This is a genomic window from Serratia sp. TSA_130.1 (assembly GCF_052691795.1).
This window is the reverse complement of record NZ_JBQZFS010000007.1, coordinates 12784-26996: the sequence shown is the minus strand read 5'-3', so window position 1 is coordinate 26996 and position 14213 is coordinate 12784. Positions and strand designations below refer to the sequence as shown.

General features: G+C 59.5%; 14 protein-coding genes. 10 read left to right on the top strand and 4 right to left on the bottom strand.

Features of this window, described 5'->3' with window-relative positions; genetic code table 11:
- Positions 1–115: 115 nt before the first annotated feature.
- Complete coding sequence (locus ACUTQY_RS20375; protein ID WP_033644153.1) at positions 116–1060, bottom strand: MBL fold metallo-hydrolase; 945 nt, start codon at positions 1058–1060, stop codon at positions 116–118.
- Positions 1061–1266: 206 nt separating this feature from the next.
- Here ACUTQY_RS20375 and ACUTQY_RS20370 point away from each other — a divergent pair, with 206 nt between their 5' ends.
- Positions 1267–2238, top strand: coding sequence for a patatin-like phospholipase family protein (locus tag ACUTQY_RS20370; protein WP_033644154.1), 972 nt, complete (start codon positions 1267–1269; stop codon positions 2236–2238).
- Between the two features lie 97 nt (positions 2239–2335).
- On the opposite strand, the gene ACUTQY_RS20365 is transcribed toward ACUTQY_RS20370, so the two are convergent.
- Positions 2336–3691 carry a 2-hydroxycarboxylate transporter family protein gene (locus ACUTQY_RS20365; RefSeq protein WP_033644155.1) on the bottom strand — a complete coding sequence of 452 codons (1356 nt, stop codon included), beginning with the start codon at positions 3689–3691 and terminating at the stop codon, positions 2336–2338.
- A 326-nt stretch (positions 3692–4017) separates the two neighbouring features.
- Here ACUTQY_RS20365 and ACUTQY_RS20360 point away from each other — a divergent pair, with 326 nt between their 5' ends.
- Entirely contained in the window at positions 4018–5610 is a 1593-nt protein-coding gene (locus tag ACUTQY_RS20360) for an ATP-binding protein (protein WP_033644156.1), read from the top strand.
- 33 nt (positions 5611–5643) lie between these two features.
- The gene (locus ACUTQY_RS20355) at positions 5644–6330 is read left to right on the top strand and encodes a response regulator (protein ID WP_033644157.1); all 687 of its coding nucleotides are present in this window, start codon (positions 5644–5646) and stop codon (positions 6328–6330) included.
- A 16-nt stretch (positions 6331–6346) separates the two neighbouring features.
- Here ACUTQY_RS20355 and ACUTQY_RS20350 read toward each other — a convergent pair whose 3' ends face one another.
- The gene (locus tag ACUTQY_RS20350) at positions 6347–6610 is read right to left on the bottom strand and encodes a hypothetical protein (RefSeq protein WP_128868576.1); all 264 of its coding nucleotides are present in this window, start codon (positions 6608–6610) and stop codon (positions 6347–6349) included.
- A 126-nt stretch (positions 6611–6736) separates the two neighbouring features.
- Between ACUTQY_RS20350 and proV the strand changes: the two genes are divergently transcribed.
- The 3 genes from proV to proX all read left to right on the top strand — a co-directional run bounded on the left by proV (position 6737) and on the right by proX (position 10109).
- Positions 6737–7939: a glycine betaine/L-proline ABC transporter ATP-binding protein ProV gene (gene proV / locus ACUTQY_RS20345; RefSeq protein ID WP_033651617.1), complete on the top strand. Its 1203-nt coding sequence runs from the start codon at positions 6737–6739 to the stop codon at positions 7937–7939.
- Positions 7932–9038 (top strand): glycine betaine/L-proline ABC transporter permease ProW, encoded by a 1107-nt coding sequence (gene proW, locus ACUTQY_RS20340; RefSeq protein ID WP_033644159.1) that lies wholly within the window; start codon positions 7932–7934, stop codon positions 9036–9038. The genes proV and proW overlap by 8 nt, the downstream gene beginning before the upstream one ends.
- A gap of 69 nt (positions 9039–9107) precedes the next feature.
- Entirely contained in the window at positions 9108–10109 is a 1002-nt protein-coding gene (gene proX / locus ACUTQY_RS20335) for a glycine betaine/L-proline ABC transporter substrate-binding protein ProX (protein WP_033644160.1), read from the top strand.
- A 27-nt stretch (positions 10110–10136) separates the two neighbouring features.
- Here the strand turns inward: proX and ACUTQY_RS20330 are convergent, their stop codons facing one another.
- Positions 10137–11015: a LysR family transcriptional regulator gene (locus tag ACUTQY_RS20330; RefSeq protein WP_033644161.1), complete on the bottom strand. Its 879-nt coding sequence runs from the start codon at positions 11013–11015 to the stop codon at positions 10137–10139.
- Between the two features lie 105 nt (positions 11016–11120).
- On the opposite strand from ACUTQY_RS20330, the gene ACUTQY_RS20325 reads away from it, so the two are divergent.
- The 4 genes from ACUTQY_RS20325 to mprA all read left to right on the top strand — a co-directional run bounded on the left by ACUTQY_RS20325 (position 11121) and on the right by mprA (position 14206).
- Complete coding sequence (locus ACUTQY_RS20325) at positions 11121–12320, top strand: MFS transporter (protein WP_033644162.1); 1200 nt, start codon at positions 11121–11123, stop codon at positions 12318–12320.
- 121 nt (positions 12321–12441) lie between these two features.
- On the top strand, positions 12442–13188 hold the full coding sequence (locus ACUTQY_RS20320) for an AzlC family ABC transporter permease (RefSeq protein WP_033644163.1): 747 nt from the start codon (positions 12442–12444) through the stop codon (positions 13186–13188).
- Positions 13178–13525 carry an L-valine transporter subunit YgaH gene (ygaH, locus tag ACUTQY_RS20315; RefSeq protein WP_033644164.1) on the top strand — a complete coding sequence of 116 codons (348 nt, stop codon included), beginning with the start codon at positions 13178–13180 and terminating at the stop codon, positions 13523–13525. The genes ACUTQY_RS20320 and ygaH overlap by 11 nt, the downstream gene beginning before the upstream one ends.
- A 162-nt stretch (positions 13526–13687) precedes the next feature.
- The gene (gene mprA / locus ACUTQY_RS20310; protein WP_004928879.1) at positions 13688–14206 is read left to right on the top strand and encodes a transcriptional repressor MprA; all 519 of its coding nucleotides are present in this window, start codon (positions 13688–13690) and stop codon (positions 14204–14206) included.
- The last annotated feature ends 7 nt before the right edge of the window (positions 14207–14213 follow it).

Sequence of the window (14213 nt, the reverse complement as noted above, 5' to 3'; positions counted from 1 at the left end):
TCATGCACTCTTTATCACGGCGAATAAGCCCCGATTCTCTGGCATCATCATCCCAAATTATCGAACAATGTCCCCAAGGCGCTTACGATGGCCGCCCGTTGGGCGGCCATCTCCATTACAGCGCGCCGTAGTTCAATGGCACCCAAGTATAACCGTCGCCCTGGCGGTTCAAATACCCCAACCCCGGGAACGACAGGTGTGCGCCCCCCACCAGCTCGCTCTGCCGCGCGCTGTCACCAAATATCCGCAGCCGCTGAGCGACCGCCGCCTTGGCGTCATTATCAAAGCTGATAGCCACCTTCGGATGCGGCATCTGCACCGCCGCCACGTGGATCAGATCCCCCAGCAGCAACAGCTTCTGGCCCTGGCTGGTCACCTGATACACGCTATGCCCCGGCGTATGGCCGTGGGCGGCAAAGGCGGCAATGCCCGGGGAAAGCTCACCGTCGCCGCTGAACGGCTTAAAGTGGCCGGCCGCCTGATACGGCTTGATCACTGCCTGAGCCCTTTCGAAGTTGCTTTTACTGCCCGCGCTAGCCTGTTTCAGTTTGTCCGCGCTTAGCCAGAAGTCCGCGTCCTGGCTGGCGGCGCGCACCACCGCATTGGGGAATACCGCCTTGCCGTCGTGCGTCAGCCCGCCGAGGTGGTCCGGGTGCATGTGGGTCAGGTAGATCTCATCCACCTGCTCCGGCTGGTAGCCCGCCGCACGCAGGTTATCCACCAGCTTGCCCAGGCCGTCGCCCAGCAGTTGGCCGGCGCCGCTGTCGATCATCACCAGCTTGTCGCCGGTATTGATCAGATAAGCATTGACCGACGTGACCACCGGCAGGCTTTGATGCTGCTCGGCTACCCCGGCGGCGATCTGCTGCGGCGTACGGCCCAGTAACAGCTTATCCGCCGGCAGGCGAATAATGCCGTCGGACAACGCGGTCACTTCAAAGCTGCCCAGCATGATGCGGTAAAATCCCGGCGTCGGGGTTTTGGCCTGCGGCGCGGCGGCGCCGGCCTGTAACGACATAACGGCCAGCGCCGCGCCCAACAGACAACGTTTCCAGAACATGATGACTCCTTGTGAGAATTGAACAGCGCTAAGTATTGACGCAAAAAGTCCGATGCGCCTGTTTAATAAATGCCTTTGATAAATATATAAATAATATATTCATTATGAATAATTTTGTTTGCCAAGCCACACAACCCCAATCCATATTTTCTCGTGCGCCGCTTCGTTATTTTTCTTACTCCCTAAACCACGAGTAAGGAAATATGATGAGCTATCAATTCGAAAACCTGGTCTTTGAAGGCGGCGGCGTAAAAGGCATCGCCTATGGCGGCGCACTGGAATTGCTGGAGGCCAAAGGCATCATGCCGCAGATCAAGCAAACTTCCGGCGCCTCAGCGGGCGCCATCGCCGCGCTGCTGGTCGGGCTGGGCTGCAGCTCGGCCGACGTGACCAAGATTCTGTCGGCGATGGATTTTAAAAAATTCCTCGATTATAACGGCGGTTTTTTCGGCACGCTCCAGGACGCCTATCGCCTGTTCAATCAATACGGCATCGCGCCCGGCGATTATTTCTATCAATGGTCACGCGATATTATCAAACAATATACCGGCAACCCGGATATTACCTTCGAACAGTTCGAAGCGATGAAGGCGGCGAAAGGGTTCAAGTCGATTTACTTTATCGGCGCCAACCTCAACAGCGGCCAGCGAGAGGTTTATTCTCACCGTACCACGCCGCGCATGAAAGTGGCGGATGGCCTGCGCATTTCGATGTCGTTCCCGTTCGCCTTCGTGGCGAAGAAAAATGCCCTGGGCGACCTGTGCATCGACGGCGGCATGATCGACAACTACCCGGTGCGGCTGTTCGACTATGACTTCTCCGCCACGCCGCCTTACATCGACAGCACCAGCCAGCGCATCAACACCCGTACGCTGGGCATTCGCCTGGACTCCGCCAGTGAAATCGCTCAGGCCGCCGGTCAGGCCGGCCCGCGCACGCCGGTCAACAACCTGTTTGATTTCACCCTGGCGGTGGCCAACGTGATGCTGGACATCCAAACCAAGGTGCATCTGGACAGCGATGACTGGAAGCGCACCGTGTATGTCGACACGCTCGACGTCGGCACGCTGGAGTTCGGCATCAGCGAGGAGAAGAAACGCGCGCTGATCGAATCCGGCCGTCGCGGCGTAGAGCGCTACTTCGCGTGGTACGACGCCGCCATGAAGCAAGCGGCGTAACCGGCAGTTCCCCGCCCGCGCGTCGGGCCGGCGCGCGGGCAAAAAAAATCCCCGCGGGGGCGGGGAAAGGCAAAGTAACGCTAAGGATTTATAGGAGTTATACGAAGAACTTGGCCAACACCAGCAGCGACAGCGAAACGTTGATAGCGCCGCCGATACGGGTTGCGATCTGGGCGAATGGCATCAACGACATGCGGTTGCCGGCGGTGAGGATCGCGACGTCGCCGGTCCCGCCCTGCCCGCTCTGGCAGCAGGAGACGATCGCCACGTCGATAGGATGCATGCCGATTTTCTTGCCGACGAAGAAACCGGTCGCTACCAGCGCGCTGACGGTGGTGACGATCACGATCAGATTCTGTACGGTGAACGCGTCCACCAGTTCCTGCCACGGCGTGATGGCTACCCCGACGGCGAACAGGATGGGATAGGTCACGGCGGTGCGGAAGAATTTGTACACCACCTGCGAGCCTTCCTGAATGCGCGGCGACACCCCGTGCGCCAACTTCACCGCCACGGCGGCGAACAGCATGCCCACCGGCGCCGGCAGGCCGATCAGACGGTGCAGCAGCATGCCCACCATATACAGCAGAATGGCCAACAGCGCGCCGCAGGCGATGGTGCTAACGTCCACCTTGCCGCTGATTTTTTCCACCGCGCTCATGTCGCTTTCACCCTGCTTGCTCGGCATCAGGCTGCCTTCGCCGGTCAGGTGCGGATAACGCTTGCCCAGCTGGTTGAGCAGGCCGGCGATGACGATAGCGGTCAGGCTGCCGAGCATCACGATAGGCAGAATGCGCCCCAGCGCCACGCCCTGCTCCATGTGCAGGATCGCGGCATAGCCCATCGACAGCGGGATCGCCCCTTCACCTACGCCGCCGGCCATGATCGGCAGGATCAGGAAGAAGAAGATCTGGAACGGTTCCAGGCCCAGCGCCATGCCGACGCCCATCCCCACCAGCATGCCGACGATCTCGCCGCACAGCATGGGGATGAAGATGCGCAGGAAGCCCTGGATCAGCACCTGGCGGTTCATGCTCATGATGCTGCCGACGATGATGCAGCAGATGTAGAGGTAAAGAATGTTGGTCGATTTGTAGAACTTGGTGGTCGACTCCACCACCACGTCCGGCAGCAGGCCATAGTGCACCAGCGCGGAAGGAATGAAGGTGGCGCAGATCGCCGCCGCGCCCATTTTGCCGATCAGTGGCAGGCGCTTGCCGAATTCGCCGCAGGCGAAGCCGAAGAACGCCAGGGTGGCCACCATCACCACGATATCGCTCGGCAACTTGCCTTCCAGGCAGTCGAGCAGAATCAATACGCCGGCCAGAATAAAGAACGGTAACGGAATAATCCCTACTTTATAATTGTCCAGTATCCGCCACCATTTCTCACGCAGAGGAATATCAGCGGCCTTGTCTTTGGCTACGAGGTAAGAATCATCTGTTGTGCTCATAATCTGGCCTCTTATTAGTTTGTTCAGCCATCATAGAGAAGCGCACGGATTATCTGCTGTGATTATGTTCAAAATTAAAAAGGGTTTTTAATGGTGGTTATGGTTTCTATGGGGTTAATTAAGATTATGTAAAAATCAGCGTGGTTTTAATGGCGTTAATACCGTTTTTATTTTAAAGCTTATCAACTTTATCGCAGACGAACAATTCTCGTCCGGTTCACGCTAATCCCGTGTGAGGGATCACAAGTTGATCGGGCGCAATATTACACACCCCGTATCTCGTGATAGGGTAAGGCTTCAGGATCTCTTTACGGTGAAGCTCCGCCATGCGCCTTAAACTCTCATTTCAAATCAAGCTGTTTCTGTGCCTGGTGGCCTTCTCCTGCCTGCTGCTGAGCTGCATCGGCGCCTACACCTATTACCAGCTGGATGCGCAGCTGCACCGCGATCTCGGCGCCCGCGCCCAGGTGCAGGCGCGTGAAATCGCCCTTATCCCTTCGTTGGTGGATGCCGTAGAAAAAAACGACGCCGCCAGGATCGCTGCGTTGATGAAAAAAATCCGCGCCAGCAGCGACGCCAGCTATATCGTCATCGGTGATAATCATGCCCGTCATCTCTATCATTCAGAATATGAGGGCCGCCTGGGCACGCCGATGATCGGCGGCGATAATAAAGAAGTATTGGAAGGAAAAAGCATTATTTCCATTCGCAAGGGCGGCATCGGCGTTTCATTACGCAGCAAGGCGCCGATTCTGGATGAAAATAATCACGTCATCGGCATCGTTTCCGTCGGCTATTTGAAATCGCATATCGATAATTTAAATGCCAGGACATTAACGCAAATTATCGGTTCCATCGTGCTGCTGCTGATCGCACTGTTCGTTTTTTCCTGGCTGCTGTCGAAAAATCTCAAACGCCAAATGTTCTGGCTGGAGCCGAAAGAGATCGCGCTGCTGGTGCGCCAGCAAAAAGCGCTGCTGGAAGCCATCTATGAGGGCGTGATCGCCATCGATCCGCAGCTGCGGATCATCACCATCAACCATGCGGCGCGTGAGCTGTTGGATCTGCATCAGCCCGCCACCGGCCTGCTGGGCCGGCCGATCGGCGACGTGATCCAGGCCCAGCCGGACTTTTTCGCCGTCGCGCACTTGGAGCACGACACCCATGACGAGGTGTGCCGCTTCAACCACGTGCGGGTGATCGCCAGCCGGGTGCGCATCATGCAGGAGCAGGAGCTGCAAGGCTGGGTGATCAGCTTCCGCGACAAGAACGATATCAATACCCTGAGCAGCCAGCTCAGCCAGGTGAAACGCTATGCCGACAACCTGCGCATCATGCGCCACGAGCAGCTGAACTGGACCGCCACGCTGGCCGGGCTGCTGCATATGCAGCGCTACGACGAGGCCATCCGCTATGTGGAAGCCCAGTCGGAGGGGGCGCAGGAGATCCTCGATTTCATCTCGCAGCGCTTCAGTTCGGCGGCGCTGTGCGGGCTGTTGCTGGGCAAATACTCCAGCGCCAGAGAGAAAGGCATCGAACTGCGTTTCGATCCGGCCTGCCAGCTGCGGCAGATCCCGGCGGCGCTGAATGAGACCGAACTGATGTCGATCGTCGGCAACCTGCTGGATAATGCGGTGGAGGCGACGCTGCACTGCCCGGCTCCGCACGACGCGATCGAACTCTATATCAGCGACGGCAGCGACGAGCTGGTGATCGAGGTGGCGGATCGCGGCACCGGCATCGCCGAGGAGATTCGTGATACGCTGTTTGAACAGGGCGTGACCACCAAAGCGGATAAAAGCGACCACGGCATCGGCCTGCATCTGGTCGCCAGCCACGTGGCGCAGGCGCACGGCAGCATAGAAGTGTCGGACAACGAGCCGCACGGCGCGATATTCTCTATATTTATCCCTAAATAAAACCCATAACCCGATTTTTTTGAGCACCCGATTATGTCACACCAAACACTGGACGTTCTGATCGTGGAAGATGAGCCGCAACTGGCGACGCTGCACGCAGAGTTCATCGAGAAAAATTTCAACCTGCGGGTGGTGGCCTACGCCGCCACGCTGGCCGAAGCGCGGGCCAAAGCCAACGAGCATCAGCCGCGGCTGATCCTGCTGGACAACTTTCTGCCGGACGGCCAGGGCATTGAGCTGATGGAAGAACCGGCGGTAAAGAATCCCGCCTGTTCGGTGATTTTCATCACCGCCGCCAGCGACATGCATACCTGCAGCCAGGCGATCCGCAACGGCGCCTTCGACTACATCATCAAGCCGGTGTCTTACAAACGGCTGCGCAACTCGCTCGAGCGCTTCATGCAGTTCGTGCAGACCCAGCGCACCTTCAAAATCATCGATCAGGACAATGTCGATGCGCTGTACAACCTGCAGTCGAAGCAGTTCTCCAGCGAACCGAGCGCCAAAGGCATAGAAACCAACACGCTGGAGCTGGTGCAGGCGCTGTTTATCGCCCAGCCGGCGGTGGCGCATGCGGTGGAAGACGTGGTCGAACAGGTCGGCATCAGCAAAACCACCGCTCGCCGTTATCTGGAATATTGCGTCGCCACCCAGTTCGTGCGGGTGGAGATGCTGTACGGCAATATCGGCCATCCGCGCAGGCTGTATCGCAAGGCCTAAGGCTGCCATCTGGCTGTCATACTAAGGCGATAACATGACGCTCGACGATATCCCCCTCGATATCGGCACCTATCGTTAAAACTGATGAAATACTGATGACTTTTGCCCGGCCTCTGGTCGGGTTTTTTATTATCCGAACGGCAGGCGCGGCGCCCAAATATTTCTCTGCGCCACACCGTATTATTTCCCCAAAAACCAAACCATTATGGCGAATAATGGCCGTCAATTTTGAGTCACGGGCCAAATTACCATAACTAATTAAAACCTTGATGTAAACCACTAATATCCCATTTAAATGACATTGAGGGTTGTTTCAGATATTCACTGTGTTAGGGTAAAAAGCTCTTTTATTTTGCTAAGGACAGCCCATAACGCTTTAATTAAACCAGAGGAAACAGCAAATTGCATGGCAATTAAACTCGAAGTAAAGAACCTGTATAAGATATTTGGCGAGCACCCGGAACGCGCATTCAAACTGCTGGATAAAGGTCTGACAAAAGATCGGCTGTTTGAAAAAACCGGCTTATCGCTCGGCGTAAAAGACGCCACTCTGGCCATTGAAGAAGGCGAGATATTTGTCATCATGGGGCTCTCCGGTTCCGGCAAGTCCACCCTGGTACGCCTTCTCAATCGTCTGATAGAACCCACCCGCGGTCAGGTGCTGATCGACGGTGAGGACATCGCCAAAATATCCGACACCGCGCTGCGCACCGTGCGGCGAAATAAGATCAGCATGGTATTTCAGTCATTCGCGCTAATGCCGCACATGAATGTTCTGAATAATACCGCCTTTGGCATGGAATTAGCCGGAATGCCGCTGCAGGAACGCCAGGAAAAAGCGCTGGACGCCCTGCGTCAGGTCGGGCTGGAAAATTATTCGCTGTCTTATCCGGATGAATTATCCGGCGGCATGCGTCAGCGCGTGGGATTAGCCCGCGCGATGGCCAATAACCCGGATATATTATTGATGGACGAAGCCTTCTCGGCGCTCGATCCGTTAATTCGCACCGAAATGCAGGATGAGCTGGTGAAATTACAGGCTCAGCATCAGCGCACCATCGTGTTTATTTCCCACGATTTGGACGAAGCGATGCGCATTGGCGATCGCATCGCCATCATGCAGGGCGGCGAGGTGATCCAGGTCGGCACGCCGGACGAGATCCTCAATAATCCGGCCAACGACTACGTGCGCACCTTCTTCCGCGGCGTGGACATCAGTCATGTGTTCAGCGCCAAGGATATCGCCCAGCGGCGTCCGGTGACGCTGATCCGCAAAACCCCCGGTTTTGGCCCCCGCTCGGCGCTGCAGCTGCTGCGCGATGAGGACCGTGATTATGGTTATGTTGTTGAACGCGGGAAGAAATTTATCGGCGTGGTGTCGATAGAGTCGCTGAAAAAGGCGCTGTCCGCCAATCAAACGCTGGACGATGCCCTGCTTGAGGCCCCCGCCGCCGTGCCGGCCGACACGCCGCTCAGCGATCTGATCTCCCTGGTCGCCCAGGCGCCGTGCGCGGTGCCGGTGGTGGGCGAAGAACATAACTATCTCGGCATCATCTCCAAGGCCATGCTGCTGCAGGCGTTGGACAAGGAGGGCTCAGCCAATGAGTGATACCACGCAAACCCAAGATCCCTGGGCTACCGCACCGGCCGATGCCGGCGCGGCCCCCGCTCACGATGCCGCCGCCAACGCCGGCGACGCCTGGTCCAGCGCGCCGCCACCGGCCGCTCATGACGCCGCCGGGCAAGGCGCCGATTGGCTCAGCAGCGCCCCGGCGCAGCCTGAGCACTTCAGCCTGCTTGATCCGTTCCACAAAGCCTGGGTGCCGTTTGATTCCTGGGTCACGCAAGGTATCGACTGGCTGGTGCTGCACTTCCGCCCGCTGTTCCAGGGCATCCGCGTGCCGGTAGACGTGATCCTGAGCGGCTTCCAGCAATTGCTGTTGGGCATGCCGGCGCCGATCGCCATTCTGGTGTTCTCGCTGGTCGCCTGGCAGATCGCGGGCCTCGGCATGGGCGCCGCGACGCTGCTCTCTCTGGTCGCCATCGGCGCCATCGGCGCCTGGTCGCAGGCGATGGTTACGCTGGCGCTGGTGCTGACCGCGCTGTTCTTCTGCATCCTTATCGGCCTGCCGCTCGGCATCTGGCTGGCGCGCAGCAAGCATGCCGCCAAAGTGATTAGGCCGCTGCTCGACGCCATGCAAACCACCCCGGCCTTCGTCTATCTGGTGCCGATCGTCATGCTGTTCGGCATCGGCAACGTGCCGGGCGTGGTGGTGACCATTATCTTCGCGCTGCCGCCGATCGTGCGTCTGACCATTCTTGGCATCAAGCAGGTGCCGGAGGATCTGATCGAGGCCGCCGAATCCTTCGGTGCCAGCCCGCGCCAGCTGCTGTTCAAGGTGCAGCTGCCGCTGGCGATGCCGACCATCATGGCCGGCGTGAACCAGACGCTGATGTTGGCGCTGTCGATGGTCGTCATCGCCTCGATGATCGCCGTCGGCGGTCTGGGCCAGATGGTGCTGCGCGGCATCGGCCGGCTGGATATGGGCCTGGCCGCCATCGGCGGGGTCGGCATCGTGATCCTGGCGATCATTCTCGATCGCCTCACCCAATCGCTGGGGCGCGATCGCCGCAGCAAGGGCATCGGCCGCTGGTACCGTCGCGGCCCCATCGGGCTGTTTACCCGTCCATTTATCAAACAAGCCTGACGCTTTTCCCGCCGGCGGCTGCGGCCCCGGCGGGCCAGGGCACCACCACATCAAAAGAGGGGAAACACTATGCGCACCACGGGCATCTGGGCTCTCGCCCTGACGACACTGATTGGCTCACAGAGCGCCATCGCGGCGGATTTACCCGGCAAGGGAATAGCGGTACAGCCGGTGCAAAGCACCATTTCCGAAGAGACGTTCCAGACGCTGCTGGTCAGCAAGGCGCTGGAAAAACTGGGTTACGACGTGAAGGAACCGCGCGAAGTGGATTACAACGTCGCCTACACCTCCATCGCCTCCGGCGACGCCACCTTTATCGCGGTCAATTGGGATCCGCTGCACGCCGATCAGTACAAGGCCGCCGGCGGCGACGCCAAGTTCTACCGCGAAGGCGTCTACGTCAACGGCGCCGCGCAGGGCTACCTGATCGACAAGAAAACCGCCGAGCAGTACCACATCACCAACGTCGAACAGCTCAAGGATCCCAAGATCGCCAAGCTGTTCGACACCAACGGCGACGGCAAGGCCGATCTGACCGGCTGCACCCCGGGCTGGGGCTGCGAGGCGGTGATCAACCACCACATCAAGGCCTATGGCCTGAGCAATACCGTCGAACACAACCAGGGCAACTACGCGGCGATGATCGCCGACACCATCACCCGCTACAAAGAGGGCAAACCGGTACTGTATTACACCTGGACGCCGTACTGGGTCAGCGATGTGATGGTGCCGGGCCGCGACGTGGTCTGGCTGCAGGTACCGTTCTCTTCCTTGCCGGGCGAGCAGAAGAACGTCGATACCAAGCTGCCTAACGGCGCCAACTACGGCTTCCCGGTCAACACCATGCGCATCGCCGCCAACAAGCAGTGGGCCGAAGCCAACCCGGCGGCCGCCAAGCTGTTCGCCATCATGAAGCTGCCGATCGCCGACATCAACGCGCAAAACCTGCGCATGCATGAAGGCCAGGCTTCGGAAGCCGATATCCAAAACCACGTCAACGGTTGGATCAAGGCGCATCAGGCGACCTTCGACGGCTGGGTGAAAACCGCCGCCGAGGCGGCGAAACCGTAACCGATCGGGGGCGCCTCTGCCGCGCCCCTACCCCGCCAGATCGATGCCGCTGAACTGTAAAAAACGGGCGGCGGCGTTCGACAAGGGCTGCGGCCAGATGCAATACACCTGGCGCCGCGGCCCGTCTTCAATCGGAATCGACACCAGCGCGCTTAAGCGTTGCGCGGTCGAGATCGGTACGATGCCCGCCGCCAACCCGCGCCGCACCAGATTCTCCAGCCATTCGATATGATCGATTTCAAAACTGACGTGCCGGCGGATGCCCGCCGCCTGAAAGGCGCGGTCGGTTTGGCGCCGCGCGCCGGTGCCGCTGTAGAAATCCACCAGCGGCACTTCCGCCAGCGCCTGCAGGTTCACCCGCTCGCGGTTGGCCAGCGGGTGCTGCGGCGCCACCAGCGCCACCAGCGGCTCATCGGTCAACTGCCGGTGCGACATCGGCAGCAGATCGACATCGCCGGGCCAGATGCCGACGAACGCCATATCGCACTTCTGCAGACGCACATCCTCCAGCAGGACTTCGCTCATGCCAACGTACAGGCGGATGTTCACCGCCGGATAGTGGCGATGAAACTTGTCGAGCTTTTCGGTCAGATCAATCGCGTTTATGGTTGAAATCGTGCCGATGGTCAGGGTGCCGGACACCGCATCGCCGGCGGCGGTCACCTCTTCCACCAGCGCCTGCTGCGCCGCCAACAGGCGCTGCGCCGACGGAATGAAAGCCTGGCCGGCAGGGGTCAACCGCACCCGGCGCGAAGTGCGCTCAAACAGCGTACAGCCCAGCTCTTCTTCCAGTTTGGCGATCTGGTGGCTGAGCGCGGACTGCACCGTATGGCAGCGCTGCGCCGCCCGGGTGAAACTCTGTTCTTCCGCCACCGCCAGCGCATAGCGGATCTGTTTCAGGTTCATGGCATCTATCTTGAAATGAGATAAATCAAATGAAAATTATACATTGGTTTCCGCAGACGCGTTGCCGGATACTGCGCGCTATCTTCTTCCCGTGATGAAAAAAACATGAACCAACAAAACGCCCATCCGGGCCTCAGTCCGGCGCTGACCGTGCTGATTGCCATCGCAACCGGTCTGGCGGTCGCCAGCAACTATTACGCGCAACCGCTGCTGGAAACCATCGCCACCGGTTTCAACCTGTCGGTCAACCAGGCCGGCTTTATCGTCACCGCCGCGCAGCTCGGTTACGCCACCGGCCTGCTGCTGCTGGTGCCGCTCGGCGACATGTTCGAACGCCGCGGCCTGATCGTGTTCATGACGCTGCTGGCCGCCGGGGGCATGCTGATCACCGCCACTTCAGCCACGCTGCCGATGATGATCCTCGGCACCGCGCTCACCGGGCTGTTCTCGGTGGTGGCGCAGATCCTGGTGCCGCTGGCCGCCACGCTGGCCCACCCGGAAAAGCGCGGCAAGACCGTCGGCATCATCATGAGCGGTCTGCTGCTCGGCATCCTGCTGGCGCGCACCGTCGCGGGCGCCTTGGCGTCGTTCGGCGGCTGGCGCACCATCTACTGGGTCGCCAGCGTGCTGATGATCCTGATGGCGCTGATCCTGTGGCGCGCGCTGCCGCGCTATAAGCAACACTCCGGGCTGAACTACCCGCAGCTGCTGGCCTCGATCTTCAGCCTGTTCTGCCGCACGCCGCTGCTGCGCACCCGCGCCATCCTCGGTGCCCTGTCGTTCGCCAACTTCAGCGTGCTCTGGACCTCAATGGCCTTTCTGCTCGCCGCGCCGCCGTTCAACTATTCCGAAGGGGTGATCGGACTGTTCGGTCTGGTGGGCGCCGCCGGAGCGCTGGCCGCTTCGCGCGCCGGGCATCTGGCGGACAAAGGCAAGGCCGGGTTGACCACCACCGTCGGCCTGGTATTGCTGCTGCTGTCCTGGATACCTATCGCGCTGGCTAAACAATCGCTGTGGGCGCTGATCGCCGGCATCCTGATCCTCGATCTGGCGGTGCAGGCGGTACACGTCACCAACCAGAGCGTGATGTATCGCATCATGCCGGAGGCGCGCAACCGCCTGACCGCCGGCTACATGACCAGCTACTTTATCGGCGGCGCCCTCGGTTCGCTGCTCTCCGCGTCCGCCTATCAGCATGCCGGCTGGTACGGCGTGGCCGCCGTCGGAGGGGTGTTATGCCTGCTCAACCTGCTGACCTGGTGGCTCGGCAAGCATCACGATCCGCAGGGGCCGGCGGCAATCTGATTATCGTGCAAATAGTCACTAAAGAAATTTATTAGCGGTGCAGGGTATAAACATTACTTACTCTCTGGTAATGTTCTGGGCATAAACTATTGACGACCTATCTACCCTGCGACCCACAACCATGCAAAGCCAAGCTGCAGACAGCCTTACTCCGCCCGCCGTCAGCGCCACCTTCGCCAACGGCGTCGTCGACAGTTTGCCGATCGTCATCGGGTACGTGCCGGTGGCGTTCGCTTTCGGCCTCAGCGCCGTCAAACTGGGCTTTTCCCCGCTGGAAAGCATTTTCTTCTCCTGCATCATCTACGCCGGCGCCAGCCAGTTCGTGATCACCGCCCTGCTGAGCGCCGGCATGTCGCTGTGGGTCTCCGCATTGACGGTGATGGCGATGGACGTGCGCCACCTGTTGTATGGCCCGGCGCTGCGTCACCGCATCGTCTCGCGCCTGTCGCCCGGCAAAACGGCGCTGTGGGCCTTTGGCCTGACCGATGAGGTCTTCGCCGCCGCCACCGCCAGGCTGATGCGCAATAACCGCAGCTGGAGCGAAAACTGGATGCTGGGCATCGCGCTCTGTTCCTGGCTCTCCTGGGTGGCCGGCACCGCGCTCGGCGCGCTGTTCGGCAACGGCCCGCTGGAACAGTTCCCAGTGATCGAGGCCTCGCTCGCCTTCATGCTGCCGGCGCTGTTTCTCAGTTTCCTGCTGGCCGCCTTCCGGCGTCCGCAGAGCCTGACCATCGCCGCCGCGCTGGCCGGCGCGCTGCTCGGCGTGGTGCTGTTCTCCATTCCGGTCGCCATTTTGGCCGGCATCGGCGCCGGCTGCGCCGCCGCCCTGTTCCAACCCCCGCACGCGGAGGCCAGCCATGAACACTGATGTGCTGGTGATCGGCCTGGTGGTGGGCTGCGCCAACTACCTGTTCCGTTATCTACCGCTGCGGCTGGCGCCGGCGCGCGCTCAGCCCGGCATCAAACGCGGCAAAGCCGCCCTGCTGCTCGACAGCATCGGCATCGCCTCCATCTGCGCCCTGCTGGTGGTCTCCAGCACGCCGGTGGTGATGCGCGAACCGGACAAGCTGCTGCCGACGTTAGCGGGGTTCGCCGCGCTGGCGCTGTGCTTCTACCGCAGTAAAAGCATCATTCTGTCGACGCTGCTCGGCGCGACGGCCTTTGGCGTCACATTAAAATTGTTAATGTTTTTCGGCCCTGGCTGACGCCGCCTCCGACCGTTTGGCTTCACACTGGCGTTTTCAGGCGTCACATCTTTACAAACACTGACAAATGACACGAATTGCTAAATTATCCGCACGGCTGAACATTTACATTATTTGTCACCGTCGTTACTATCTCGAACGAAATTAATGAGGCCCTAAATTATGGAAAGCTCGTTTGCCCCCATAGAACAAATGCTGAATTTCCGCGCCACGCGGCAGAAAGATTTCCCTTATCAGGAAATCCTGCTGACCCGTCTGTGCATGCACATGCAAGGCAAGCTGCTGGAAAATCGCAATAAGATGCTGAAAGCGCAGGGGATTAACGAAACACTGTTTATGGCGCTGATTACCCTGGATGCGCAGGAAAGCCACAGCATCCAACCTTCTGAGCTAAGCTCTGCCCTGGGCTCCTCGCGCACCAATGCGACCCGCATCGCCGACGAGCTGGAGAAGCGCGGCTGGATCGAGCGCCGGGAAAGCGACAACGATCGCCGCTGCCTGCATCTGCATCTGACGCCGCAGGGGGAAGAATTTCTCAGTCAACTGCTGCCGCCGCAGCACCAATGTCTGCATTTCCTGTGGTCCACGCTGACCGACGATGAGCAAAAACAGCTGGAACAGCTGACGCGCAAATTGCTGGCACGTCTGGATCAAATGGAAATCACAGAACAGTTACCCTAATTCACAA